The sequence below is a fragment of the Sneathiella sp. genome, from assembly GCF_036960985.1.
Classification (GTDB): domain Bacteria; phylum Pseudomonadota; class Alphaproteobacteria; order Sneathiellales; family Sneathiellaceae; genus Sneathiella.
The window spans coordinates 55,344-79,292 of the sequence record NZ_JBALWD010000003.1; the positions used below are offsets into that span (position 1 = coordinate 55,344).

The 23,949-nt window shown below is 48.0% G+C and carries 22 protein-coding genes; 11 read left to right on the forward strand and 11 right to left on the reverse strand.

From position 1 onward, the window contains the following. Positions 1–11: 11 nt before the first annotated feature. Both V7723_RS02400 and V7723_RS02405 read right to left on the reverse strand, forming a co-directional pair. The gene (locus V7723_RS02400; RefSeq protein WP_335682822.1) at positions 12–500 is read right to left on the reverse strand and encodes a phosphatidylglycerophosphatase A family protein; all 489 of its coding nucleotides are present in this window, start codon (positions 498–500) and stop codon (positions 12–14) included. Beyond that, positions 497–1,648 (reverse strand): bifunctional 2-C-methyl-D-erythritol 4-phosphate cytidylyltransferase/2-C-methyl-D-erythritol 2,4-cyclodiphosphate synthase, encoded by a 1,152-nt coding sequence (locus tag V7723_RS02405; protein ID WP_335682823.1) that lies wholly within the window; start codon positions 1,646–1,648, stop codon positions 497–499. The genes V7723_RS02400 and V7723_RS02405 overlap by 4 nt, the downstream gene beginning before the upstream one ends. Positions 1,649–1,776: 128 nt before the next feature. Here V7723_RS02405 and dusB point away from each other — a divergent pair, with 128 nt between their 5' ends. The 10 genes from dusB to hflX all read left to right on the forward strand — a co-directional run bounded on the left by dusB (position 1,777) and on the right by hflX (position 14,649). Continuing rightward, entirely contained in the window at positions 1,777–2,763 is a 987-nt protein-coding gene (gene dusB, locus V7723_RS02410; protein WP_335682824.1) for a tRNA dihydrouridine synthase DusB, read from the forward strand. A 1-nt stretch (position 2,764) separates the two neighbouring features. After that, entirely contained in the window at positions 2,765–3,883 is a 1,119-nt protein-coding gene (locus V7723_RS02415) for a two-component system sensor histidine kinase NtrB (RefSeq protein WP_335682825.1), read from the forward strand. Further along, complete coding sequence (gene ntrC, locus V7723_RS02420) at positions 3,884–5,329, forward strand: nitrogen regulation protein NR(I) (protein ID WP_443024168.1); 1,446 nt, start codon at positions 3,884–3,886, stop codon at positions 5,327–5,329. 100 nt (positions 5,330–5,429) lie between these two features. Next, positions 5,430–7,643 (forward strand): sensor histidine kinase NtrY-like, encoded by a 2,214-nt coding sequence (locus V7723_RS02425; RefSeq protein ID WP_335682827.1) that lies wholly within the window; start codon positions 5,430–5,432, stop codon positions 7,641–7,643. Between the two features lie 2 nt (positions 7,644–7,645). Continuing rightward, positions 7,646–9,052, forward strand: a complete 1,407-nt coding sequence (gene ntrX / locus V7723_RS02430) for a nitrogen assimilation response regulator NtrX (protein WP_335682828.1) — start codon at positions 7,646–7,648, stop codon at positions 9,050–9,052. Between the two features lie 50 nt (positions 9,053–9,102). Beyond that, positions 9,103–10,479 (forward strand): Trk system potassium transporter TrkA, encoded by a 1,377-nt coding sequence (trkA, locus tag V7723_RS02435; RefSeq protein WP_335682829.1) that lies wholly within the window; start codon positions 9,103–9,105, stop codon positions 10,477–10,479. A 5-nt stretch (positions 10,480–10,484) separates the two neighbouring features. After that, a complete protein-coding gene (locus tag V7723_RS02440) occupies positions 10,485–11,972 on the forward strand; it encodes a TrkH family potassium uptake protein (RefSeq protein WP_335682830.1) in 1,488 nt (495 codons plus the stop codon). 15 nt (positions 11,973–11,987) lie between these two features. Beyond that, positions 11,988–12,845, forward strand: a complete 858-nt coding sequence (locus V7723_RS02445; protein WP_335682831.1) for a D-amino-acid transaminase — start codon at positions 11,988–11,990, stop codon at positions 12,843–12,845. 209 nt (positions 12,846–13,054) lie between these two features. After that, positions 13,055–13,300, forward strand: coding sequence for an RNA chaperone Hfq (hfq, locus tag V7723_RS02450; RefSeq protein WP_251932295.1), 246 nt, complete (start codon positions 13,055–13,057; stop codon positions 13,298–13,300). A gap of 146 nt (positions 13,301–13,446) precedes the next feature. Further along, positions 13,447–14,649, forward strand: a complete 1,203-nt coding sequence (gene hflX / locus V7723_RS02455; protein ID WP_335682941.1) for a GTPase HflX — start codon at positions 13,447–13,449, stop codon at positions 14,647–14,649. Between the two features lie 9 nt (positions 14,650–14,658). Here hflX and mazG read toward each other — a convergent pair whose 3' ends face one another. Next, complete coding sequence (gene mazG / locus V7723_RS02460; protein ID WP_443024169.1) at positions 14,659–15,474, reverse strand: nucleoside triphosphate pyrophosphohydrolase; 816 nt, start codon at positions 15,472–15,474, stop codon at positions 14,659–14,661. Positions 15,475–15,575: 101 nt separating this feature from the next. Here mazG and V7723_RS02465 point away from each other — a divergent pair, with 101 nt between their 5' ends. Further along, the gene (locus tag V7723_RS02465; protein ID WP_335682833.1) at positions 15,576–16,178 is read left to right on the forward strand and encodes a regulatory protein RecX; all 603 of its coding nucleotides are present in this window, start codon (positions 15,576–15,578) and stop codon (positions 16,176–16,178) included. Between the two features lie 494 nt (positions 16,179–16,672). Here the strand turns inward: V7723_RS02465 and V7723_RS02470 are convergent, their stop codons facing one another. From V7723_RS02470 to V7723_RS02505, 8 genes are all read right to left on the reverse strand, one after another. Next, positions 16,673–17,134, reverse strand: a complete 462-nt coding sequence (locus tag V7723_RS02470; RefSeq protein ID WP_335682834.1) for a GNAT family N-acetyltransferase — start codon at positions 17,132–17,134, stop codon at positions 16,673–16,675. Then, positions 17,135–17,893 carry an MBL fold metallo-hydrolase gene (locus V7723_RS02475; protein ID WP_335682835.1) on the reverse strand — a complete coding sequence of 253 codons (759 nt, stop codon included), beginning with the start codon at positions 17,891–17,893 and terminating at the stop codon, positions 17,135–17,137. Next, positions 17,890–18,678, reverse strand: a complete 789-nt coding sequence (locus V7723_RS02480; protein WP_335682836.1) for a TatD family hydrolase — start codon at positions 18,676–18,678, stop codon at positions 17,890–17,892. The genes V7723_RS02475 and V7723_RS02480 overlap by 4 nt, the downstream gene beginning before the upstream one ends. Positions 18,679–18,691: 13 nt before the next feature. Then, complete coding sequence (locus V7723_RS02485; protein WP_335682837.1) at positions 18,692–19,792, reverse strand: DNA polymerase III subunit delta'; 1,101 nt, start codon at positions 19,790–19,792, stop codon at positions 18,692–18,694. After that, positions 19,789–20,433: a dTMP kinase gene (tmk, locus tag V7723_RS02490; RefSeq protein ID WP_335682838.1), complete on the reverse strand. Its 645-nt coding sequence runs from the start codon at positions 20,431–20,433 to the stop codon at positions 19,789–19,791. The genes V7723_RS02485 and tmk overlap by 4 nt, the downstream gene beginning before the upstream one ends. Positions 20,434–20,448: 15 nt before the next feature. Then, complete coding sequence (locus tag V7723_RS02495) at positions 20,449–21,600, reverse strand: D-alanyl-D-alanine carboxypeptidase family protein (protein WP_335682839.1); 1,152 nt, start codon at positions 21,598–21,600, stop codon at positions 20,449–20,451. Positions 21,601–21,679: 79 nt separating this feature from the next. Beyond that, entirely contained in the window at positions 21,680–22,666 is a 987-nt protein-coding gene (locus V7723_RS02500) for a septal ring lytic transglycosylase RlpA family protein (RefSeq protein ID WP_335682840.1), read from the reverse strand. 69 nt (positions 22,667–22,735) lie between these two features. Next, positions 22,736–23,722 carry a lytic murein transglycosylase gene (locus V7723_RS02505; protein WP_335682841.1) on the reverse strand — a complete coding sequence of 329 codons (987 nt, stop codon included), beginning with the start codon at positions 23,720–23,722 and terminating at the stop codon, positions 22,736–22,738. Between the last annotated feature and the right edge of the window lie 227 nt (positions 23,723–23,949).

A 23,949-nucleotide genomic window follows, 5' to 3' on the forward strand; every position in this document is an offset into this window, starting at 1 on the left:
AGGATTCCCTATTAATTGATTTTGAAGAAAGCCAGCTGGGCCAGCAGCAGGACGGCGGCGGCGGCGAAGATGCCGGCCAGAATATCATCGATCATCACCCCAAAGGCCCCTTTGACATGATGGTCAAGCCAGCGGATAGGCCAGGGTTTCCAGATATCAAACAGCCGGAAAAATAAAAAAGCCGCCAGAGTTAAAATCAAATCGCCACCGGTCACCAAAAGGGCGATCCACAAGCCCGCAACTTCATCAATGACCACTTCTCCCGGATCGGAAGTGCCGGTTTCACGCACATAAATATGGCAGCTCCACCATCCACTGAAAAACACAAACACCGTTGCCACAGCAAGGACAATCGGACCAAAATACAGGAAAATCACATACCCCACAGGCAGTGCTGCGAGGGAGCCCATGGTCCCGGGGGCCTTTGGTGATAATCCGGACCAGAACCAGGTTGACCAGATCACGGCGGGATGCCAGCGGGTGAGGGGGGAAATCTTCATTCGGGCAACCTGACAGTGGCGATAGCCTGCGCCGCAATGCCTTCACGGCGCCCCGTAAATCCCAGTTTTTCGGTTGTGGTCCCCTTGATGCTGACCCGATCTTCAAAGATGCCGAGAATTTCAGCGATGCGCGAGATCATGGCCGCTCGGTGCGGGTTGATCTTGGGTTCTTCACAGATAATCGTCAGATCAATATGGCTTATCATGCCGCCTTTTTCTGCGATCAGATCACCGGCATGGGAGAGAAATATGTGGGATTCGACATTGCGCCAGCGTTCATCCGACGGCGGAAAATGCACGCCGATATCCCCGGCGGCAATCGCCCCCAAAAGCGCATCGGTGACCGCATGCAACGCCACATCAGCATCGGAATGGCCTTTCAAGCCGCGGTCGTGGGGAATTTTAACGCCGCCGAGCCATAAATCTCGGTCGGCAATAAAGGCATGCACGTCAAACCCTTGACCGGTGCGGATATCGGTAAGCTGATCGGTCAAGCGTTTCCTGGCCGTTGCCACGTCCTCTTTGGTGGTGATTTTAAAATTTTCCGGCTCCCCTTCAACGGTGAGTATGGGAATGCCGGCGAGTTCCGCCAGACCAATATCATCGGTTGCCGTCATATGGGCGAAGGCCCGATGGGCCGCAAGAATGGGTGTGTATTTGAACGACTGCGGTGTCTGCGCGGCGACGATATGGGCGCGATCCAGTGTGCCGGTTACATGATCCTGTTCGGTGGTTTTGAGCGTGTCCGTAAGGGGCAGGGCGGGCAACACGGCATCTGCCGTATCCAGCGCCGTGACGCATCGATCAATCAATAGCGCACTGACAAAGGGGCGGGCGGCGTCATGAATAAGAACCCGGGTTGGATTAAGTGATGCCAGGGCTTCCAGTCCGTTTCTAACGGATGCCTGACGGCTATCACCGCCGATCACCCAGGGCAGGAGGTTCCGGTCCGCGATGGCGGCGTTGTAGAGCGGTTCATCATCGGCGTGCAGGACGACGCAAATCTGATCAATTTTGCTATGGTTTAAGAACGCGTCAACCGTCCGCGTCAACACAGGTTTCCCCGCAAGATCAATATATTGCTTGGGAAGGTCCAGTCCGGTGCGATGGCCGCGTCCGGCGGCAACAATAAGGGCGATAGTTATCATGGGGTGACAATAGGTCGGGACGCCGCCACGTTCAATAAATTTGATGGTATGCCAATGAAACTATTGCTATCCCGATAATGTGCAGATATGTTGCCTAAATATTAGCCAGAAACTAAATTGCATAAAAAATGATCATTCAGCTTGGATCCATCAAAATTGATACGCCAGTCTTCCTGGCGCCTATGGCCGGGATTACGGACTTGCCTTTTCGCCGTATCGTTTCGCGTTTTGGAGCTGGCCTTGTGTTCTCCGAAATGGTGGCGAGCAAGGCCATGGTTGCAGAAACCCGAAGATCCTTGCGTTTGGTGAAGACTGAGAAGAAAGACAGCCCTATGGCGGTGCAGCTTGCGGGCTGCGATCCGAAGATTATGGCCGAGGCGGCGAAACTCAATGAGGATCTCGGCGCCCAAATCATTGACATTAATATGGGTTGCCCGGTCAAAAAGGTAACATCCGGCATGGCAGGCTCCTCTTTAATGCGCGATCTGGATCATGCTGCAAGTATTTTGAAGGCCACCGTCGAGGCGGTGAGTATTCCGGTCACGCTAAAAATGCGGACGGGTTGGGATGACGACAGTCGCAACGCGCCGTTACTGGCAAAAATAGCGGAAGATATTGGGATCAAAATGCTAACGGTGCATGGTCGGACCCGCTGCCAATTTTTTAAAGGTGAGGCTGACTGGCGGTTTATCGGAGACGTTAAGCAAGCGGTTTCCCTGCCGGTTTTTGCCAACGGCGATATTTTGACCATTGAGAATGCCAAAGAGGCGCTTGCACAATCCGGCGCGGATGGCGTGATGATTGGCCGCGGCAGCTATGGCAGGCCGTGGTTTGTCTCGCAGGTTGCCGCCTATCTGGCAACCAATGATGTCGTCCCAGATCCAGACCATGAAACTCAGAAAGCCGTTGTTCTCGAGCATTATCGGGCCTTAATTGAATTATATGGCGAAGAGGTGGGAACCCGTGTCGCCCGCAAGCATTTGAGCTGGTATTCGGAACGGCTGCCGGGAGGCAGTGTTTTCCGCAGCAAAGTGATCCGGATGACTGATTGGCGGGCAGTCGAACAAGAAATAATTGCCTTTTATGACGGGTTTTCGTTACAGGAAAGTGCCTAACATGGACACTCGGACAGGAAAAGAACAAGAAACAGCGACAGACGCTGACGTGATGGCCAGTTCGGTTCTTAATGCCATACCCGATCCGATTATCGTCATTGATGAAAAAGATTGTATCAGTCTGGCTAATCCGGCCGGTGAAGCGTTCTTCGGCGCCTCTCTTTCCATATTACAACGCACAAACCTTACGGAATTGGTGCCTTTCGGAAGCCCGCTGTTCGGATTGGTTGAGCAAGTGCGGCAAACACGCGATTGCGTTTCGGAATATGGCGTAGATCTGGGCACCCCCAAAACCGGCATAAAAAATGTTAATCTTCAGGTGTCCTCCCTCTATGGCACCTCCAGTGTTGTCGTACAAATTGAAGAACGGACAATTGCCCTTAAGATGGACCGACAACTGACCCATCGCGGCGCTGCCCGATCTGTCACCGCCATGGCGACGATGCTGGCCCATGAGGTGAAGAACCCTTTATCCGGGATCCGCGGGTCCGCGCAGCTTTTGGAGATGAATGCGTCTGATGCGGATCGGGCGCTAACTCAGCTCATATGCGATGAGACGGACCGTATTTGCGCACTCGTCGATCGTATGGAAGCCTTTTCCGATGATCGGCCTATCGACCGGGACGCCGTGAATATTCACGAGGTGCTGGAACATGTGCGCATGGTTTCTGCCGCTGGATTTGGTAAAAACATCGTCTTTCGCGAGAATTATGACCCATCGTTGCCCTTCGTTTATGGCAATCGCGACCAACTTGTTCAGGTACTCCTAAATTTGATTAAAAACGCAGCTGAGGCCGTGCCGGACGATAAGGGCGAAATTATCCTGACGACGGCCTATCGCCACGGGATCCGGCTTGCGGTTCCAGGCAGCACGGATAAAGTCCAGCTTCCCCTTGAAGTTGGCATTCTCGATAACGGACCGGGCATTCCGGAAGAAATCGTCCCTCATATTTTTGATCCCTTCGTGACGACAAAAACCGGCGGCAGCGGCCTTGGATTGGCCCTCGTTGCCAAGATTGTTGGCGACCATGGCGGCATTGTTGAATATGACAATCGTCAATCTGGCGGAACTTTCCTGATCCGGCTGCCAATTTACAACTTTACCAGAACGGAACCATAAATAATGGCAAATACCATTTTAGTCGCAGATGACGACCAGAGTATTCGCACCGTTCTGGATCAGGCCCTCTCCCGGGCGAACTATATTGTTCGTTCTACAAGCAATGCGGCAACCTTGTATAACTGGGTGCTTGAAGGGGCGGGCGATATTATTCTCACCGATGTAGTGATGCCCGATGAAAACGGTCTGGATTTGTTGCCGCGGATCAAGAAAATACGCCCCGATATCCCGGTGATCGTCATGAGTGCGCAGAATACGTTGTTGACCGCCATTAAGGCGACGGAGCGCGGGGCCTACGATTACTTGCCGAAGCCGTTTGATCTGAAAGAGCTTCTACAAGTAGTCGAGCGGGCGCTGTCCAAGCCCAAGAAACCTTCACGCCGCAGTGGCCAGGATGACGAGGAAGAAACAAAAATTCCCTTGATTGGTCGTTCGCCGGCCATGCAGGAGATTTATCGAGTGCTGGCGCGGCTGATGGGGACAGATCTGACGGTTTTGATTTCAGGTGAAAGCGGGACGGGGAAAGAATTGGTCGCCCGTGCATTGCATGAATATGGCAAACGGAAAAACGGCCCGTTTGTACCGATTAACATGGCCGCAATTCCCAAGGAACTAATTGAATCAGAATTATTCGGACATGAAAAAGGTGCCTTTACCGGTGCGGATGCCCGGGCCATTGGCCGATTTGAACAGGCGCAAGGCGGGACATTATTCCTCGACGAGATTGGGGATATGCCGGTGGAGGCGCAGACGCGGTTGCTTCGGGTGTTACAGCAGGGTGAATATACCACTGTTGGCGGCCGGACGGCCATTAAGACGGATGTGCGCATTGTTGCAGCGACTAATCGGGACCTGCGGCAATTTGTGCGACAAGGGCTGTTCAGAGAGGATTTGTACTATCGTCTGAACGTGGTCCCGCTACGGCTTCCGCCTTTACGGGAGCGGGCGGAGGATATTCCTGATCTGGCGCGGCATTTCCTGAAACAAACCCACGAAGAAGGCTTGCCGACCAAAAGTATTGGCAGTGACGCCCTGGAAATGCTCAAGAAGCATAAATGGCCGGGAAATGTTCGGGAACTGGAGAATCTTGTGCGGCGCCTTGCCGCCCTGTATTCCGATGATGTGATTGATACCTCCATCATTGAACAGGAGCTTGCGCCGCAAATTTCAAGTGGCGTTGGTGATGTTAATATTGAAGATGAGAATCTTGGGACTGCAGTAGAGCGGCATCTGTCGAAATATTTTGCGGCGCATTCCGGGAATCTTCCGCCAACCGGCTTGTATGACCGCATTTTACGGGAAATTGAACGGCCTTTAATCAGTCTTTCGTTAGAAGCAACTAACGGAAATCAGATAAAAGCCGCGGATTTACTAGGGGTCAACCGGAACACCTTGCGGAAAAAGATACGTGAGCTTGATATTCAAGTTGTGCGCGGCCTAAAGTGATGCTTAAATACCACAATGTGGTATATTGACGAACTGAACCTATTTGTTGGAGAAAGAGCTGTTTTCAGCCCCTCCGTCGTTGATTTGGTGGAACAGTAGAGTGACACAAACACAACAGGTTGATAAGAAATCGGATTTCGCATTGCTGCGATGGGCGAAGAAGATCGGCCTCGGCCCGAAAACCTCTTTCTTTGTGGCGATGCTGGCCATTGCCAGCGGTATCGCTACTTATGAATCCCTGACCATTGAAAACCCGGTTTACACACGGCTTCTGCTGATTGTCGATATTGTCATCGTTGTCCTGTTGGCGATCGTTATTTGTCACCGTTTAATCCGTATGTGGCGTAAAGGGCAGGTGGGCGGATCAGGTAGTCAGATGCATCGTCGGATCGTCCGGCTGTTTTCCCTGATTGCCGTGGCGCCGGCCTTGATGGTGGCGCTGTTTTCGGCGCTGTTCTTTAATATTTATTTTCAAAAGCATTTCTCGGATCCGGTGAATACGGCAGTTTCGGAATCTCTAGTTGTCGCCGATGCCTATATCAAGGAACATATCCAGAATATCCGATCCGATGTGTTCGCCATGGCTGCGCAGATTAACCGGGCGCCACCGCAAATTCTAGAAAACAGGGCTCGTTTTGGTGCGTATTTGAGCGATCAGGTAATTGCCCGTAATCTGAGTGAGGCTGTTGTCATAGATGGGTCACAGACGGTCATCGCGCAATCCGAACTAAGTTTTGCGTTAGAGTTTGATGAAATATCTCCGGCGACATTCAATGAAGCTCGGGAGCAGGATGTTGTCATTACGACTAACGGGACCGATGATCGGGTGCGAGCGCTGATCAGGCTCGACCGATTGTTGGATGGCTATCTGTATGTAAGCCGATTTATCGAACCCCGGGTTCTCGAGCATCTGGAACGTACTCGGGCCGCTGCGGCGGATTATCAGGAACTCAAAGATGAAGGGTTCGGAATTCAAATTCAGTTTGCGGCTGTCTTCTTTATTATTTCGCTCATGGTGGTTTTGGCCGCCGTATGGTTTGGGCTGGTTATCGCTTCCCGTCTGGTTGGCCCCATAGAGGATCTCGTCAAAGCTGCGGAACGGGTTCGCGCTGGTGATTTACACACTAAAGTGGACGAGCACCGGGCATATGACGAAATGGCAACTTTGTCCCGGGCTTTCAACCGGATGACAGGGCAATTACTGACTCAGCGCAAAGAACTGGAAGAGACCAACGATAAATTGGATGAAAGACGCCGTTTTACCGAAGCTGTACTATCAGGTGTTTCTGCCGGGGTGATTGGGGTCGATAAACATGGCCTCATCAATCTGCCCAACCGTACGGCAACAGAACTGCTTGGCAAGAAGTCTCAAGAACTGGTCGGTCAGCCGTTTGCAGATGTTTTACCGCAAATTGCTTTCCTGCTCGATGAAATCAGAGAACGGCCATACCGCGTTGCGGAAGGCCAGGTTCAACTACAAACCGATGGCATTCATCGGCATTTACTTGTTCGGGTGTCCGCCGAGATTTCCGGTAGCGGATTGCAAGGTTTTGTTGTCACATTGGATGAAATTACCGATCTGGTGTCTGCCCAGCGGATGGCCGCCTGGGGCGATATCGCCCGCCGTATTGCCCATGAAATCAAGAACCCACTGACCCCAATTCAATTGTCTGCAGAGCGGATAAAACGTAAATACGGCAAACAAATTGTCGAGGATATTGATGTCTTTAATCAATGTACCGATACGATTATTCGGCAAGTCGGCGATATTGGTCAGATGGTTGATGAATTTTCGTCCTTTGCCCGTATGCCAACGCCGAAATTCAGTCCCGAAAATTTGGGTGAACTAGTAGGCCAGGCGACCTTTTTACAAAAAGTTGCGCACCCTGAAATCGAGTATATTTTCGATGATACGCCCGCGCCTATGACTTATGACTGCGATGCATCGCAAATCAATCGGGTCATCACTAATCTGCTGCAAAATAGTGCGGATGCTATTGCTGGACGCGACGGTCTGGAGATAGATCTTGAAAAAGGCCGGATCGTAATCGAGATGTTCCGCCAGGCTGAAAACTTTGTCATACAGGTTACGGATAATGGCCGAGGTCTACCGGAAAAAGATCGCAGACGCTTGACTGAACCCTATGTTACGCACCGGGAAAAAGGCACCGGCCTGGGATTGGCAATTGTGACCAAAATTATTGAAGAACATGGTGGCACGCTCACCATGCTGGATGCACCGAACGGGACAGGGGCTCAAATACAAGTGACCTTTCCTACAAATGAAATAAGATTAAGAACAGGGAACGACTGATTATGTCTGCGGACATTTTAATAATCGACGACGAATCCGACATTCGGGACCTCATTGCTGGAATCCTGGAAGACGAAGGATATGAAGCGCGAACGGCCGGAAATAGTGATGAATGCTTCTCTGAAGTCTCTCATCGCCGACCTAACCTCGTTATCCTGGATATTTGGCTTCGGGGCAGTAAACTGGATGGCATTGAGATCTTGCAACAACTGGTAAAAGATCATCCGAATTTGCCGATCCTTATGATCTCGGGCCACGGCAATATTGAGACAGCGGTACAAACCATAAAGCTTGGTGCCTATGACTTTATCGAGAAACCTTTTAAAGCAGAACGCCTCATTCAGCTGGTTGAAAGATCATTAGAAGCCGTGCGATTGCGTCGCCAGGTTAAGGAATTGAAACACAAGGCCGGTGAAGTCCTCACAGATTTAATCTGTCGATCCAATGTAATGATACAGTTACAACAAACCATTGAAAAGGTGGCGCCAACAGGCAGCCGTGTGCTGATTGCCGGTCCCTCGGGCTCGGGTAAGGAAGTTGTGGCTCGCCTTATTCACGAACAATCAACCAGAAGCGCTGGACCATTCGTTGTCCTCAACGCCGCCACCATGGCACCTGAAAGAATTGAAATTCAGTTATTCGGGGTTGAAGAAGGACGCATGAGTTCGACAAAAGGCGGGCGACGTGGTTTGCTTGAAAAGGCCCATGGCGGTACGATTTTCCTGGACGAGATCGCCGATATGCCAATGGAAACACAGGGCAAAATCTTGCGCGTACTTGTGGACCAATCATTTCAGCGGGTCGGTGGTAGCGAAAAAATAAAAGTTGATGTACGGGTCATATCGTCGTCCAGCCAAGATTTGCAGGACGCCATGCAGAATGGAAAACTACGCGAAGATCTTTATCATCGCTTAGGGGTCGTTCCAATTTCGGTGCCACCGTTGAGGGAAAGGCCCGAAGATATTGGACCGTTGGCACGATTTTTTATCGAACGCTTCGCGACCAGTTCAGGCTTACCCATCAGGAAAATAGGAGAAGACGCTGTGGCAACATTGCAAGCGTCATCCTGGCCTGGCAATGTACGGCAGCTTAAAAATGTTATTGAGCAAATAATGATTTTGGCGACGGGTGACAAGTCAGCTCCAATAACCGTGGATATGGTGCCACCAGACGCCGGATCTGCGCAATCGGTTATGGTCGGGCAAAATGATAACACGGAAATCATGGCTTTGCCGTTGCGTGAGGCCAGAGAACGCTTCGAAAAAGAATATCTGGAGGCCCAAATAAACCGGTTTGGTGGAAATATTTCGCGTACGGCCGCTTTTGTTGGTATGGAGAGATCCGCTTTGCATCGGAAGTTAAAATCGCTGGGCGTGAACAATGGTGAACGAAAGAAATTTGCCGAGTAGTGCCTGTGATTTAGGGTGTCGATGTTGACATATGGGGAGTATTTACCGCAATGAAGGTAATTGTTTGTGGCGCAGGGCAAGTCGGATCGAATATTGCGCGTCAGCTTGCCCGAGAGGGAAATGACGTCACGTTAGTGGACCAGTCAGCAGAATTGGTGCGTAAAATTGGCGACGAACTCGACGTGAGAGCGATGGTTGGGCATGCTTCCCATCCGAATGTGCTTGAACGGGCTGGCGCAACTGATGCTGATATGTTGATTGCGGTAACTTACAGTGATGAAGTCAACATGGTGGCGTGCCAAATTGCCCATTCGTTGTTTGATATTCCGAAAAAAGTCGCCCGTATCCGCTCACAACAATATCTCGACCCTATGTGGGCTCATTTATTCAGTCGCGATAATTTACCGATCGATGTCATTACCTCACCAGAAATCGAGGTGGCACAAGCCATTGAGCGACGGTTGAAGGTTCCTGGTGCCATAGATACTGTTTCTTTTGCCGACGGCCGGGTTCAGGTGATCGGAGTTCGGCTGGATGAAAGATGCCCGATCGTCAACACACCTCTGCGGCAATTGACAGAATTGTTCCCGGATTTGAATATTGTCGTCGTCGCCATTTATCGTGAAGGCAACATGATTATTCCGTCAAGCGTTGACCAGATGTATCCTGGAGATGAAGTTTATTTTGCGGCGGACAGTAAACATGTTTCCCGAGCCATGCCGTTGTTTGGGCATGAAGAACAGGAAGCCAGGAGTATCGTCGTTGTTGGCGGCGGGAATATTGGTCTTCATTTGGCGCAATTTATCGAAAAGAACATGCGGAATGTTTCGTTGAAAATTATTGAACATAATCGGAAACGGGCGGAGGATATTCTGGAGCATTTGGAGAATACGGTCGTGTTGCATGGCGATGCACTTGATCCGGATTTGCTTCAGGAAGCCAATGTTGCTCGGGCGGAAACCATTGTTGCGCTGACAAACGATGACGAAGTCAACATTCTGTCTTCCCTTTTAGCAAAAGGGCAGGGATGTGAAACAGCTATTACACTGATTAATAATCCGGTATTCGGTAATCTTGTAACAACGCTAGGTATTGATGTCGTTGTCGACCCACGTGCCACTACTGTGTCCGAAATTCTCAAACATATTCGTCGTGGCCGGATCAGAGGTTTGCATTCCTTCCGCGACGGTGCTGCAGAAGTTGTCGAAGGCGAAGCACTCGAAACGTCGCAACTTGTCGGCAAACCCTTACGGGAAATTAATTTACCGGCGGGCACAATCGTCGGCGCGGTCATTCGAGGTGATAAAGTCGAAATTCCGAGAGGGGATACGATCATCAAAACCAATGACCGGGTGGTTATGTTGGGGTTGCGCAATGCGGTGCGTAAAGTGGAAGAAATGTTTACCGTCAGCCTGGAGTTCTTCTAAGACTTATGTTGCTCGCTCCCGCATTCATGATTTTGGGTTGGTCGCTGGTGTTCCTGTCGGGGTTGATGGTACTACCGCTCCTGTTTTCATTACTGGTATCGCAGATGTTTGTCGCTACCAGCTTTTTTATGTCCGCGATCATTACTGTTTTTCTCGGCGGCGGATTGGTTTTCGCCACTCGAACCGACACAGCCAGCCTTGGCCGACGTGAGACCTTTCTTACGGCGACACTGATTTGGGTAATTGTTCCATTATTTGCGGCGTTGCCACTCTATTTGAGTGATGCAATTCCTTCAGCAACCAATGCCTATTTTGAAGCCTTATCCGGATTTACAACGAATGGTGCATCCATAATCGAAAACTTGGATGATCAAGCACCCAGCGTGTTGCTATGGCGTAGTCTCATCCAGTGGGTAGGCGGGTTTACACTTATTGTTTTTGTTTCGTTACTTGCATCAGCATTTAATATCCCGGGAAATAATCCACTCACGCGCGCCATCGCTAAAAGTACGCGTCGTCGTTTGTCTCGGCGGATAAGGTTTGCGGTCTTGTCTATCTTAAAGATCTACGCCCTACTGACAGCTATCTGTATTGTTGCTCTTTGGGCGGTTGGCATGCCGGCTTTCGACGCTATTTGCTATGCATTCAGTACAATTTCAACCGGCGGATTTACGACATCCGACGATACAGGGGCAATTTTTAGCAGTCGTTCCATAGAAATTGTCTTGATGGTTTTTATGGTGATCGGCGCCCTCAATTTCTCGCTCCATTGGTCCTTCTTCAACGGCGATAGAAAAGCCTATTTCAAGGATTCCGAATATCGTTATTTGTTGATGGCTATTGTGCTGGGAAGCTTCGCTGTCTTCTGGTTAATGATGGCGGAAACGGATATGGGAATCTTCGATACCATACGGTACGCTATATTCAATACAGTTTCCGCTATTACAACAACAGGATATAATTTGCCTTTGGTCTCCAGTACCGGGCAGTATTATTGGCCTGTTGGTGCTCTTTTTCTGATTTTGTTTTTGATCACTGTCGGCGGATCGACGGGATCAACGGCGGGCGGCATCAAATTGATGCGTGTATTCGTGCTTTTTAAACTTTCAGGCGCGGAAATTAAAAGGCTCAGTTTTCCCAGTGGTGTGTTTCCCCTTCTCTACGGCGGGAGAAGGCTCTCTCGGGAGCAAATAATGTCTGCCTGGACGTTCTTTGTTATCTACTGTTTTGCTCTCGTTGTGGTGACGTTGTTATTGGCGTTCAATGGCCTCGATTTTCAATCATCGTTGTCTTTAGCAGTAACCAACCTTGCAAATGCAGGGTCGGCGGCCCAACCATTGATCACAGATGTGCAAATTGGCACCGAAAATTTTATAAGCTATAATCAGTTACCAAATGCATCTAAATGGATATTGTGTATAACAATGCTAGTAGGGCGGCTCGAATTTTTCGCCGTACTTTCACTTTTTAATCCGGCTTTGTGGCGGCGCTAATTAACAGGAAATAAGATGTCTCGAATTGCTTATGTAAATGGCCAATATCAGCCACATAGTCACGCAAATGTTCATATTGAAGATCGGGGATACCAGTTCGCAGACGGCGTTTATGAAGTTGTCACAATCGTGAACAGTAAAATGATCGATGAAGAAGGCCATTTGCAAAGACTATGGCGGAGCCTAGCAGAGCTTCGTATCGATGCTCCCATGAAAGCAGAACCGTTGAAAATGGTCATGCGAGAAGTTGTTCGCAGAAACGGTATCGTCAATGGCATTATTTATTTGCAGGTAACGCGCGGCGTTGCGCCACGGGATCACCCGTTTCCGAAAAATACCCCGCCGGCATTGGTCATGACGGCCAAACGCCTTTCCATGGACAAAGCTGAAAAAACTGCGGAGAAAGGGGTGAGTGTTGTTACGGTTCCCGATATTCGATGGGCGCGGTGTGACATTAAATCTGTATCCTTGCTACCCAATGTTCTGGCGAAACAAGCGGCCAAGGATAACGGGGCCTATGAGGCCTTTCAAATTGACGCAGACGGCATGGTGACGGAAGGCAGTTCAACCAATGCTTGGATTGTCGACCAAAATGGAAAGGTCATCACCCGACCGACCAGCAATGAAATTTTGGCGGGAATCACGCGTGCTTCATTGATTAGGGAACTCGAAAAGAAGGGTGTGGAGTTCGAATTACGAAGTTTTACCGTTGAAGAGCTCCATAATGCTCGCGAAGTATTCCTAACTAGCAGCACATCCTATGTTTTACCGGTGGTTAAAGTCGACGAACATGTGATTGGCAACGGCAATCCAGGCAGTATTTCGATGACTTTGCGGGAAATCTATCGTGAATTTATGAATGCGGCTTCGTAGAGTCCCAGCATGTTTGTACAACGATTTGTTGTTTTTTTGCCAAAAGCTATATTTATGGCCATTTTTTCGTTATAATGCTTGTGTTTAGTTCAATAAATCCTTATGTCAGGGAAACTTTTTACCTATTGCATTAGATTTCGGTTTTGTATTAACCGCGCGGACTAAAAAGTTACCAAGATAATTCGATGACTGAAGGATGATTAAACCAAATGGCCGCAGAAAAATCACAGAACGTGCAGGATGTATTCCTGAACAAAGTACGGAAAGACAAAGTCCCTGTGACTGTATTTCTAGTTAATGGTGTGAAGCTTCAAGGCGTTATAAGTTGGTTCGACAACTTCAGCGTATTGTTAAGGCGCGATGACCACGAGCAACTGGTTTATAAGCATGCTATTTCCACTGTGATGCCGTCAGGCCCAATCAAATTATTTGATCCGGCGGCCGGTGAGGTATAAATTTCTAATATTATTGGACATTTATTATAACAGAATTTGATCCCAATGCGGAACGCGAAGGCCTGAGCTCTGGCGAAACCGCATTAGTTTTATATCCTTTCGTAAAGAAAAACGAGAAGGGCAAACTTCGTGATCCAGAAGGGTGCCTGTCGGAAGCCGTGTCTTTGACAGCTGCCATTTCGCTGGATGTCGTTCATTCAGAAGTTGTTCCACTTCGAAAAGCCAAACCAGGCACATTATTCGGAGACGGAAAAATTGATGAGCTTGGCGGCTTTATAAAAAACCTACATATTGATGTTGTCATCATCGATGGGCCTGTCACTCCGGTTCAACAACGGAACCTGGAAAAGCGGTGGCAGGTAAAAATTGTCGACCGAACCGGCTTGATTCTTGAAATATTTGGAGAGCGGGCCCAGACTAAAGAGGGAACCCTGCAAGTTGAGCTCGCCCACCTCAGTTATCAGCGGACCCGTCTCGTGCGATCCTGGACCCATTTGGAGCGCCAGAGAGGGTCTCTGAGTTTTATTGGCGGACCTGGCGAATCCCAATTGGAGATTGACCGGCGCCTTATTGATGATCGAATTGTAAAAATAAAACGACAACTGGAATCTGTCGTGCGAACCCGCGATCTCCACCGAGCGAAGCGAAAAAAAATTCCGTACCCGATCGTCGCACTCGTCGGTTATACAAATGCCGGTAAATCAACGTTATTTAACCGTTTGACGGCCTCGAAGGTGTTTGCCGAAGATCTTCTCTTTGCGACACTTGATCCAACGATGCGAAAAATTGATCTTCCCGGAGGTCAAACCGTTATTCTGTCAGATACTGTTGGTTTTATTTCAGATCTTCCGACAGAGCTAGTCGCTTCTTTTCGAGCGACCTTGGAAGAAGTCCTTGAGGCCGATCTGATTGTTCATGTGCGCGATATCACCCATACAGATACCGATGCGCAGAAAAAAGACGTTTTTGATGTGTTGACGCGCCTTGGTGTCGATTACGATGACGAACATGGCTATTTGGAAGTGTACAATAAAATAGATCTGTTGGATCCGGACCTAGCCGAAACAGTCCTTAACGGTGTTGAGCGTGACGAAAGTCTGGCGGCAATTTCTGCTATAACAGGCAAGGGGACAGATAGTCTTCTCACGATAATTGAGACAAAATTAACGGCACGACAGAATATACTATCCCTAGATATACCTGCGTCAGATGGTGCGACTCTATCCTGGATTTATCGGAATGGCACCGTGTTGGATCGCGAAGACCGCGAGGAAATCGTTCATATTGACGTAAAGCTCTCGCCCGAAAATGTTGGGCGGCTTGAAAAAATGATAAATATAACCGTATAACTCATTGTTTTATTTGTTGTTTTTTACTTTATTCCAAAGACCATCCATTTCTTTCAATGTGCTGTCGGAAGGTCCTTTCCCGCGCTTAGCAAGAAGTGCCTCCACTGCTTGGAACCGGCCCGTAAATTTTTTATTTGCTTGCCGTAATATTGTTTCAGGTTCTAACTCAAGATGACGTCCTAAGTTCGCTAAAACAAACAGTAAATCACCGTATTCTTCGGCAATACGGTGCTGTGAACCACCTTGCTCGATTTCTTCTTTTAATTCTGCCATTTCTTCATCGATTTTATCGAAAACCGGTCCAATATCGGGCCAATCGAAACCGACGCGAGCGGCACGGTTTTGTAATTTGACGGCTCGTGTAAGGGCAGGGAGGCCGTTTGCTACTCCGTCTAATGCGGAAGGCGGCGTTTGCCGTGCTTTGGCCTTTAACGCCCGTTCCTGCGCTTTTGCGTCTTCCCAGGCTACGGTCTGAGCCTCAGCTGATCCGATGTCTGTGGTGCCAAATACATGGGGATGCCGGCGGATCATCTTGTCAGATATGGCGTCGATAACACCGTTGAAGTCAAAATCCCCATTTTCCTTTGCCATTTGCGCATAAAAAACCACTTGAAACATCAAATCTCCAAGCTCGCCCTTTAAATCCTCCATATCGCCTTCTGCAATTGCATCTGCAACCTCATAGGCTTCTTCGATAGTATGAGGGGCAATGGTCGAGAAATCCTGTTGAAGATCCCAAGGACATCCGCCATCGGGGTTTCGAAGCCGGGACATAATATCGAGGAGACGGTTCATCGGTGAACTTGTATCAAGTTTATCCAAAATAGGGACCTCATGGGTTAAATTTATGAATTCGACTTTAAAGTATTTCTTTTAGGAAGGGCCAGTCGTAACATTGCAAATTGTATAAAAAACAAAGCGAGATCATGCAAGACGGCGATAACCAAAAACCGAAAAAACAACGAAAACCGAAAGAACCGACGGCACGATGGCTTCGCAATCAAGCGCTGAGATATTTGGATCGCTTTGCGACATCCACCGGTAAAATGCACCATCATTTGTTCAGAAAATCTCAACCTGCGTTGGCGTTGTTTGACCTTGATGAGGCGGAGCTTCGCGCCTCCATTGACGTTGAAATAGCAAAGTTGGTAGATTCTGGTTTTATAAATGATCAAGAGTATGCGGCCAGTAAGGCCCGGATTATGGCAAAGCAGGGTAAATCTTTAAATCAGATACGCCGTAAGCTAATGGATCTTGAGGTTTCGGAAGATATTCAGGAAGCCGCTATCTCTGGCTTGGGAGAGGATAGTGAAGGGCTGGATATGGTTGCCGCAGCCCTTTATGTTCGAAAACGTAAATTTGGCCCTTACAAACCGGAAGAGTCACGGCAGGCACGGTGGGAAAAAGAAATGAGTTCGTTGGCGCGCAACGGATTTTCTTACACTGTCGCCAGTGTCGTATTGGCTAAAGAGTCCATTGAAGGCATTGAAGAAGTAATCTTCAATGACGCGGGGTTAGGTGAGAGATAGGGTAAATTCATATCTGTCGTTTGATAATCTATTTTGCGCATAATATATATTATGGAAAATACTGATATCTTATGCACTAATCGTCTTTACCGGCTTTTCCAAAGGCATATCCCATTGATCCGGCGATAAAAGTCGCTGCGTCGCCCGTTCAAGTGTCGTTGACAACCAATATTCTGCCGATAGGTAATGATATCGACAAAATTGTGTAACGGATAAATTGCCAGCCAATACCCTTGGTATCCTTTACGCTAGTTCTTTTACGATTTAGATACCAAATTTACATGTGGCACAGTTACTTAAAAACCAGTCCATTCAAACCTTGCAAGTTATTTGACACCCAATTTTCAGCGACCTCAGGATCAGATTAGCGTCCTTGTGACCTGATCGCTGCGTAACACGCCTCTACAATCTTTCTTATATTAGTAATCTGGTGTTTAGTCATACCAAACTTGCATACTATCAAGATTTCTCAATGGGCCAATTTTTAGGGATTCTCAGATCTTCTTTTTGTATCCAATATGGCTCGCGGTAAAACCAAGGTTATCATAGAACAGATGGGCATCGTCCCGGGTCTTGTCCGTCGTCAATTGGACGAGCTGGCAATCTGATTTTTTTGCTCTGTCGATTGCATCAAGCATCAATTTGCGACCTATACCAGACCCGCGCAGGTTTTGGTCAACTCGCACGCTTTCGATTTGGGCACGCGGTGCGCCACCGCGCGATATGCCGTAAATGAGCGTGAATTGATAACATCCAATAATTTTGCCGTTTTGGCTGGCGATGATGAAATTGTTGTTTTTTTGCGATTGCATGTTCTGGAAGGCATCAGAATACGCTTTTGAGGGTGGATTTGTGAGCGTTTCCCGTTTGGATCCTAGTTGATCTTGCGCAATTAGCCGCAAAATATCATAAAGGTCCCTCTCCTGCGCGATTTTGAATTGGAGAGTTTCAGCCACCTAGACCTCTATTTCCATGCCATCATAGGCGGGTTCAACGCCGTCAGGTAATTCTTTTAGAAGTGTCTGATAGTCCAGATCAACATGCATATTTGTTAATATTGCCCGACGTGGTTTTAGCCGTTCAATCCATTTAAGGGCCGTTTCCAGATTTACATGTGTTGGGTGTGGTTTATACCGCATTGCGTCGACAATCCAGGTATCAACGCCACTCAATATTTCAAATCCATTTTCATCAAGATTTACAAGGTCATTGGAATACCCAATTTTCCCCATCCGAAATCCCAAACTAGTGATCGAACCATGATCTTGATCAAAGGGAATAAAATCTATATCCCCAATGTTAAAGGGGCCTTCGATAAGGTGATCCGTTAATATCGCAGGATAAGGATTTCCGTTAAGCTGTTCAAAACAATAATCAAAACGGCGTTTCAGAACAGATAATGTTTTATGATCACTCCAGACATCGACACGGCGGCGGTTATGAATTGCCAGAACCCGAAGTTCGTCTATGCCATGGCATTGGTCTGCATGTTCATGGGTCCAGACAACGGCATTTAGATCGTCAACATCTGCATCCAGTAATTGTTGGCGAATATCCGGAGACGTGTCAATTAAGACGCGTGTCTCTTTTTCCTCAACTAAAATCGAACAGCGACGTCGCCTGTTTTTGGGCTCATTTGGATTACACGCGCCCCATTCATTACCAATCCGCGGGACACCACCCGATGTTCCGCATCCCAGGATTGTTACTTTCATTTTGCATTCCGTTCTATTTTATTAAACAAATTGAAGAAGTTATCTGTCGTTTTCTCAGATAACTTTTCAAGTGTTGTTTCTTTTAACTCCGCGATTTTTGCGGCGGTATGGGCAACAAAGGACGGCTCATTAGATTTCCCCCGTTTGGGAACGGGCGCTAAATAAGGTGCATCTGTTTCTACAAGAAGTTTCTCTAACGGAAGCCGGCGAACATGATCTTGAAGCTCGGTTGCGGTTTTGAATGTTACAATTCCGGAAATTGAGATAAAAAATCCAATTTCCATAGATTTTTCCGCAACTTTCCATCCAGAGCTAAAGCAATGAATTACCCCTGTAAACGGACCTTTCTTATATTCTTCTTGCAAGATATCAATTGTGTCCGTGTCGGCATTTCTCGTATGGACAATAAGCGGCAATCCGGTTTCACGTGCGGCTTCAATATGTATTCTAAAGGATTTTTTTTGCAGGTCCCGTGGCGCATGTTCATAGAAGTAATCCAGACCCGTTTCACCGATTGCAACAACCTTCCTATTTTGAGACAGGTCAATCAGTTTTTCAGTCGTGACCTCATCACCTTCGGTTTCAGCTTCATGGGGATGGACACCGACGGAACAGTGAATATTGTCATAGGTTTCTGCTATTTCGAGAACCTGATTGAATTCACGTAATTTGGTGCCGATGGTCAACATATGTCCCACACCTGCGTCCCCTGCCCTGGCGACCACATCGTCAAGCTGGCTTGATAGCTGTTCAAAATTTAAATGACAATGACTGTCGACGAGCATAATGGATCCTGTTCTATTTTTTCGGTATCATGCGTTCTACATTCAAAAACAGATTGAGAACAACTTGTTTCCGGTCAAGATTAACGGAATTTGCTTTTTCAATAAGCCGATTTCCTTTTTCCCACAAGTCAACCCAGCGTACGAGAGTGTTACCAGACACCATTTTACGCATGATTTCGGCTTCTCCTGTTACTAGACCGTCTATTTTAAACTCACTATTTGCGGCACGTACAAGCCGGGATATCCACCATGGATATAAGTCACAGATGGTTCTGTATATGTTTTCACCATCTTTGCGCGCCGAAATGTCGGCTAACCCATGTAGTTTCTCAGCGTCAAGCCGCGGGTAATTCCGAAAAATGTCCAGAAAACCCGCGAAGATATCGAGCCCCCCGGTTTCCAGTAATTGCAGTGCTTTTCCAGGACTACCTTCCGCAAGCGACATGAGCATTGCCGCTTGTTCAGGTTCAAGATCCGTCACATAGGGCGTGAGTGCTTGGTGAAGGTCGTCGAGTTGGAGCGGTTTCAAAGGTAGCAGTCGACAACGAGATCGAATAGTTGGTAAGAGGCTTGCGGGTGTGTGAGAGAGCAAAAGGAATATGGTTTTTTCTGGCGGTTCTTCAAGTATCTTCAAAATTGCATTGGCCGCATTATTGTTCATGTCGTCAATTGTATCGACGATGACGACCCTCCAAGTCCCTTCTGCTGCGGTCATTCGAAAGAAATTAGTAAGCGAGCGAACATCATCGACGCGAATAACACTAAATATTTTTTTCCCTTTAGGATCATATTGTCGTTTGAGGACGGCAAGACCCGGATGCGCCCCCGACTTGATCAGGGAAATGGCAGGGTCGGAAGCATCAATTTCCAAATTCTCAGGAGGTCCAAACAGGCCGCCTGAAGACGCCGAACTCAATAAGAATTTCGCGGCGCGATAAGCAAACGTCGCTTTACCGACACCTTTTGCACCTGTAATCAGCCAGGCATGATGGAAACGACCACTATTAAAATTATCCACAAAGATTTTTTCAGCTTGGGAGTGACCAATAAGGCGTGTTGTGTCTTGGGGGTGTGGGTAATTATCCAGCACATCAGAAGCCGGAATATCAGTCACGCCAATAACCTTTCTCGGATTACTCGCCGCAGTTCCGCTTGTATAGTATCAATTGGTTTCGTGGCGTCGATTACAACACATCGATCTTTATTCTTCTCTGCAATATCAAGAAAGCCGTCCCTGAGCCGCTCATGGAAGGCGATATCCATTTTTTCAAAGCGATCCTCATTGTGAAGACGATCATCTGTTCTGCGCAGGCCCTCTTCCGCCGGCATATCAAAAATAAACGTCAGATCGGGTTCGAAGTCACCTACCGCAAAATCATGCACTTTTCGAACAACATCCTCGCCCAATTGATTTCCATAACCTTGATAGGCCATGGTTGAGTCTGCAAAGCGGTCGGAAAGTACCCAATATCCCTTTTTAAGTGCTGGCCAAACAGTAAGACGCAAATGATTTCTTCTTGAGGCATAGAACAATAATGTTTCCGCCACAGCGTCCCAACGGTCCGGTTCACCGGTCAGGATAAGCTCGCGAATTTCATCGGCACCTGGGGCACCGCCGGGCTCTCTCGTCAGTAAATTTTTGATAGATTGACCTGTAAGATAGTCGCCAAGCATGCGCGCTTGTGTCGATTTTCCACTGCCGTCGCCGCCTTCTAGGGTTATAAATTTACCCGGAAACGGGTCGCCGTCCTGCATGTCAATAATTTCACTTTACTGCGCTGAAGGCCCAAATATAAGATATTCAACAGCTGAGGTCAGTCGGCGGACAACACCAGGTCGGGCAATATTCTCCGTTGCAATCAACGGGACTGTAATAGGTTCTTTGTCAGGCACTTCAATAAGCAATTGTGCCACTGGCGTACCTTCCAAAATTGGTGCCGGAATAGGCTCGTTATAAACAACTTTTACAACCATGGATTTTCTCTCTTGGCGAGAAAGGGTAATGGTGACGTCCTCTTCGACAGTCAGCGGTACCGTATCAGTTTCACCAAGCCAGACCCGCGCGTTGTCAACTATATCGCCAGGCTTGAAAAGGCTGTAATTGCCAAACTCCCGGAACCCCCACTCCAACAGGCGTTCACCTTCGCGGCTCCGCTCCTTTGCACTGGTCAAGCCGTTAAGAACAACGATCAAGCGCCGATCATCGCGCTTCGCAGACCCAACGAGACCGTATCCAGATTCTTCCGTATGCCCGGTTTTAAGGCCATCGGCGCCAGTGTTTTTATACAGCAGCGGATTTCGGTTTCCTTGCTTGATTTCACTAAAGGTAAAATCGATCTCGCTGAAAATACCGTAATACTCAGGAAAATTCTCAATGATGTGCTTTGCTAAAATACCTAATTCACGAGCGGTCATGCGGTGCTCTGGGTGCGGCCAGCCAGTCGCGTTTTTGAAAACACTTTTCTCCATACCAAGCTCACGCGCACGGGCAGTCATTGCATCACCGAAAGCTTCTTCAGATCCGGCCAATCCTTCTGCTATTACAATACAGGCGTCATTTCCCGACTGGATAATCACACCACGCAAGAGGTCTGATATCTTTACTCGAGTATCAACCCGGACAAACATTTTTGATCCGCCCTTTTTCCAGGCAATTTCACTGACCGGAAGGGTATCGTCCATTTTAAGCGAACCGTCCTTAAGACGTTCCATGACCATTGTCACAGTCATCAGTTTGCTCATGGAGGCAGGCGGCATCAGTTCGTCTGCATTCTTTTCCATCAAAACCGCGCCCGTATTCATATCAAATACAAAAGCCTCTCGAGCTGGTGTATCGAGAGCTTGAGCTGCGGTGACCGTAGTGCCAAAACAAACAGCCAACACTACAAGGCTCTGGCGGATTTTCAATAGTCTCTGTGACATGATCTTGTTTCCAGTTGGTTGCAAGCGACATATTTGAAGGGTGGATCAAACATCCTTTCCCCGTTCACGAATTTAACGATTATTCTATAATAATGCGTGCCCCTGTATGACCAGCATTTATCAGATTTGCAAGTAGTTGATCTGCTTGACCGATATCATATACCGGGCCGACCCGAACACGGTAAAAGTCTTGACCATTGACCAATACCTGGCTGACTTTGGAGGCGCCCATGGTGGAAAGTCGTGCGCTAAGTTTATTTGCATTATTAAAGTCGACAAATGCGCCTGCCTGGACAAAAATTTCTGAATTCTTTACAGGTTCTACGGTGACAACAGTGTCATTTTCTGTGATTGTACTGACCGCCGCGACCTGCACGGGACGTTCCGCGATAGGTGCAGGAAGTGGTTCTAATCGAGGACCCGACGATGTCTTAACATTCGAAGGTGGCGCCAGGGCATCCGTTGTAATCGTCGCGCGGGGAGCTGCAGCAACATTATTCTTTTCGTTTAAGGGCGTGATTGGCTTCGCAATTATCTGTGAATTTGCATTGGCTGTTGCGTTTCCATCGCTATTAAGAACCTGAACCCGTACCTTGGCCGTCCCCTTCTGAATAACTCCCAGAAGTTCCGCAGATCTTTTGGATAGATCGATAATTCTTGAATGCGCAAAAGGCCCGCGATCATTTACGGTAACAACGACTGAACGACCATTCTCAAGATTTGTGACGCGAACATCTGTCGGCAGTGGTAACGTTTTATGAGCAGCCGTCATTTTGTTCATGTCGTAGACAGCACCATTTGCTGTTTTTCGGCCGTGAAAGGGTTCACCATACCATGAGGCAATTCCTGTCTCATCATAAGTCAGATCTTCCGCCGGGTAATACCACACGCCGTAAATTTGGTAGGGCTTACCAATTTTTGCAGTTCCTCTGTCAATGCCAGTATTGTTTGCTGCAACAGGAGACGGTTTTACCGCGTCATCACCGGAGAAGGTTTTTGCTCCATAACTGAGTAAATTAACTTCCGAACATCCAGCAAGCACAACAGCAGTTATTACTACTATCAACAGTTTTAATTTTTGACCAAAACACATAATCTAGTATGCACCCATATTAAAAAATACCTATTTAGTATATTAACCGTCACCGATGAGATCGGCAAGCTGTCCGACGGACATCGCAAAATAAGTTGATCTGTTCCATTTCAGGATGGTCCGATAATTGTTGTAAACAAGGAAAGTTTGACCATTGCCGCCTTTCGGCTGGACCAAGGATCCCATCAACTGGCGAGACGGCAAACTTTGACCGGAAGCTTTTCGAATCCCCAGGTCTTGCCATTCTTGCATGGGCTTGGCTATTTTCAAGCTAATCAGCGACAAATCAAATCCTTTGGGGAGCGTGACTTCCCTGCCCCAGGTTTGATCGCCTTTCCAACCCGATTTAGACAGGTAATTGGCGGCCGACGCGAAAACGTCCGCTTTCGTGGTCCAAATGTCAGTTCTGCCGTCCTCATCATGATCTACAGCAAAATTAACAAAGCTGGAGGGCATAAACTGGGATTGTCCCATTGCCCCGGCCCACGAGCCTTTCATGTCAGCCGCAGCAATATGTTTGTCTTCAAGGATTTTCAAGGCAAGAAAAAGTTCTTTCCTAAAATATGCGGCGCGCCGGTTGTCATAGGCGAGCGTCGTCAGGGCGTCGATGACACTAAAGCCACCCGTGTATTTTCCATAGCGTGTTTCCACACCCCATAAGGCGACGATAAACCGGGGTTGGACGCCGTATTTTTTGCCAACTTCCTCAAGGACTTCACGATTCTCGTTCAGTCTTGCTTTCCCCGCATCAACGAGTGATTTAGGTAATCTCTTTTCCATATATTGTTGGAATGTCTGTGTGGTTTCCGGCTGCTTACGATCTAGTGCTACGACCCGTTCCAGGATTTTCACATTTGCAAATGCAGCATCTATGGTCGGTTGCGAAATGCCCTTTGTAAGGGCCTCTGTCTTGACATTGGCCAGCCAAACATCAAAATTTTCTTTCGCCGCGTATCCCGGCATGGCGATAGCCAGAAAACAAATGCATAACAAAGACGAAAGAATAAGACGCGTCGATTGCTTTGCCATTGGAACTCCATTTTACTAATCGATCCTTTTTGCCACAGCTTCGGTACTTTCGCAACGATAAGCGACGCCGCCAGTCGATTTTTTAAGTAGTGCTTTTTTTACTCAATCAAGATTTATCGGATTTTGCCTATCAATTATATTGACACTGGCAAAGGGGAACTTTAAACGATCAGGATCATTCGGTATCCGTTATCGATCCCGTGGCTTGATTTCTGATCAAAATCAGG

What these genes read in the sequence shown, in the direction of transcription:
- V7723_RS02400 (WP_335682822.1), bottom strand. Translation starts at nt 500, where the DNA reads ATGAAGATTTCCCCCCTCACCCGCTGGCATCCCGCCGTGATCTGGTCA.
- V7723_RS02405 (WP_335682823.1), bottom strand. Translation starts at nt 1,648, where the DNA reads ATGATAACTATCGCCCTTATTGTTGCCGCCGGACGCGGCCATCGCACC.
- dusB (WP_335682824.1), top strand. Translation starts at nt 1,777, where the DNA reads ATGATCATTCAGCTTGGATCCATCAAAATTGATACGCCAGTCTTCCTG.
- V7723_RS02415 (WP_335682825.1), top strand. Translation starts at nt 2,765, where the DNA reads ATGGACACTCGGACAGGAAAAGAACAAGAAACAGCGACAGACGCTGAC.
- ntrX (WP_335682828.1), top strand. Translation starts at nt 7,646, where the DNA reads ATGTCTGCGGACATTTTAATAATCGACGACGAATCCGACATTCGGGAC.
- trkA (WP_335682829.1), top strand. Translation starts at nt 9,103, where the DNA reads ATGAAGGTAATTGTTTGTGGCGCAGGGCAAGTCGGATCGAATATTGCG.
- V7723_RS02440 (WP_335682830.1), top strand. Translation starts at nt 10,485, where the DNA reads ATGTTGCTCGCTCCCGCATTCATGATTTTGGGTTGGTCGCTGGTGTTC.
- V7723_RS02445 (WP_335682831.1), top strand. Translation starts at nt 11,988, where the DNA reads ATGTCTCGAATTGCTTATGTAAATGGCCAATATCAGCCACATAGTCAC.
- hfq (WP_251932295.1), top strand. Translation starts at nt 13,055, where the DNA reads ATGGCCGCAGAAAAATCACAGAACGTGCAGGATGTATTCCTGAACAAA.
- V7723_RS02465 (WP_335682833.1), top strand. Translation starts at nt 15,576, where the DNA reads ATGCAAGACGGCGATAACCAAAAACCGAAAAAACAACGAAAACCGAAA.
- V7723_RS02475 (WP_335682835.1), bottom strand. Translation starts at nt 17,893, where the DNA reads ATGAAAGTAACAATCCTGGGATGCGGAACATCGGGTGGTGTCCCGCGG.
- V7723_RS02480 (WP_335682836.1), bottom strand. Translation starts at nt 18,678, where the DNA reads ATGCTCGTCGACAGTCATTGTCATTTAAATTTTGAACAGCTATCAAGC.
- tmk (WP_335682838.1), bottom strand. Translation starts at nt 20,433, where the DNA reads ATGCAGGACGGCGACCCGTTTCCGGGTAAATTTATAACCCTAGAAGGC.
- V7723_RS02495 (WP_335682839.1), bottom strand. Translation starts at nt 21,600, where the DNA reads ATGTCACAGAGACTATTGAAAATCCGCCAGAGCCTTGTAGTGTTGGCT.
- V7723_RS02505 (WP_335682841.1), bottom strand. Translation starts at nt 23,722, where the DNA reads ATGGCAAAGCAATCGACGCGTCTTATTCTTTCGTCTTTGTTATGCATT.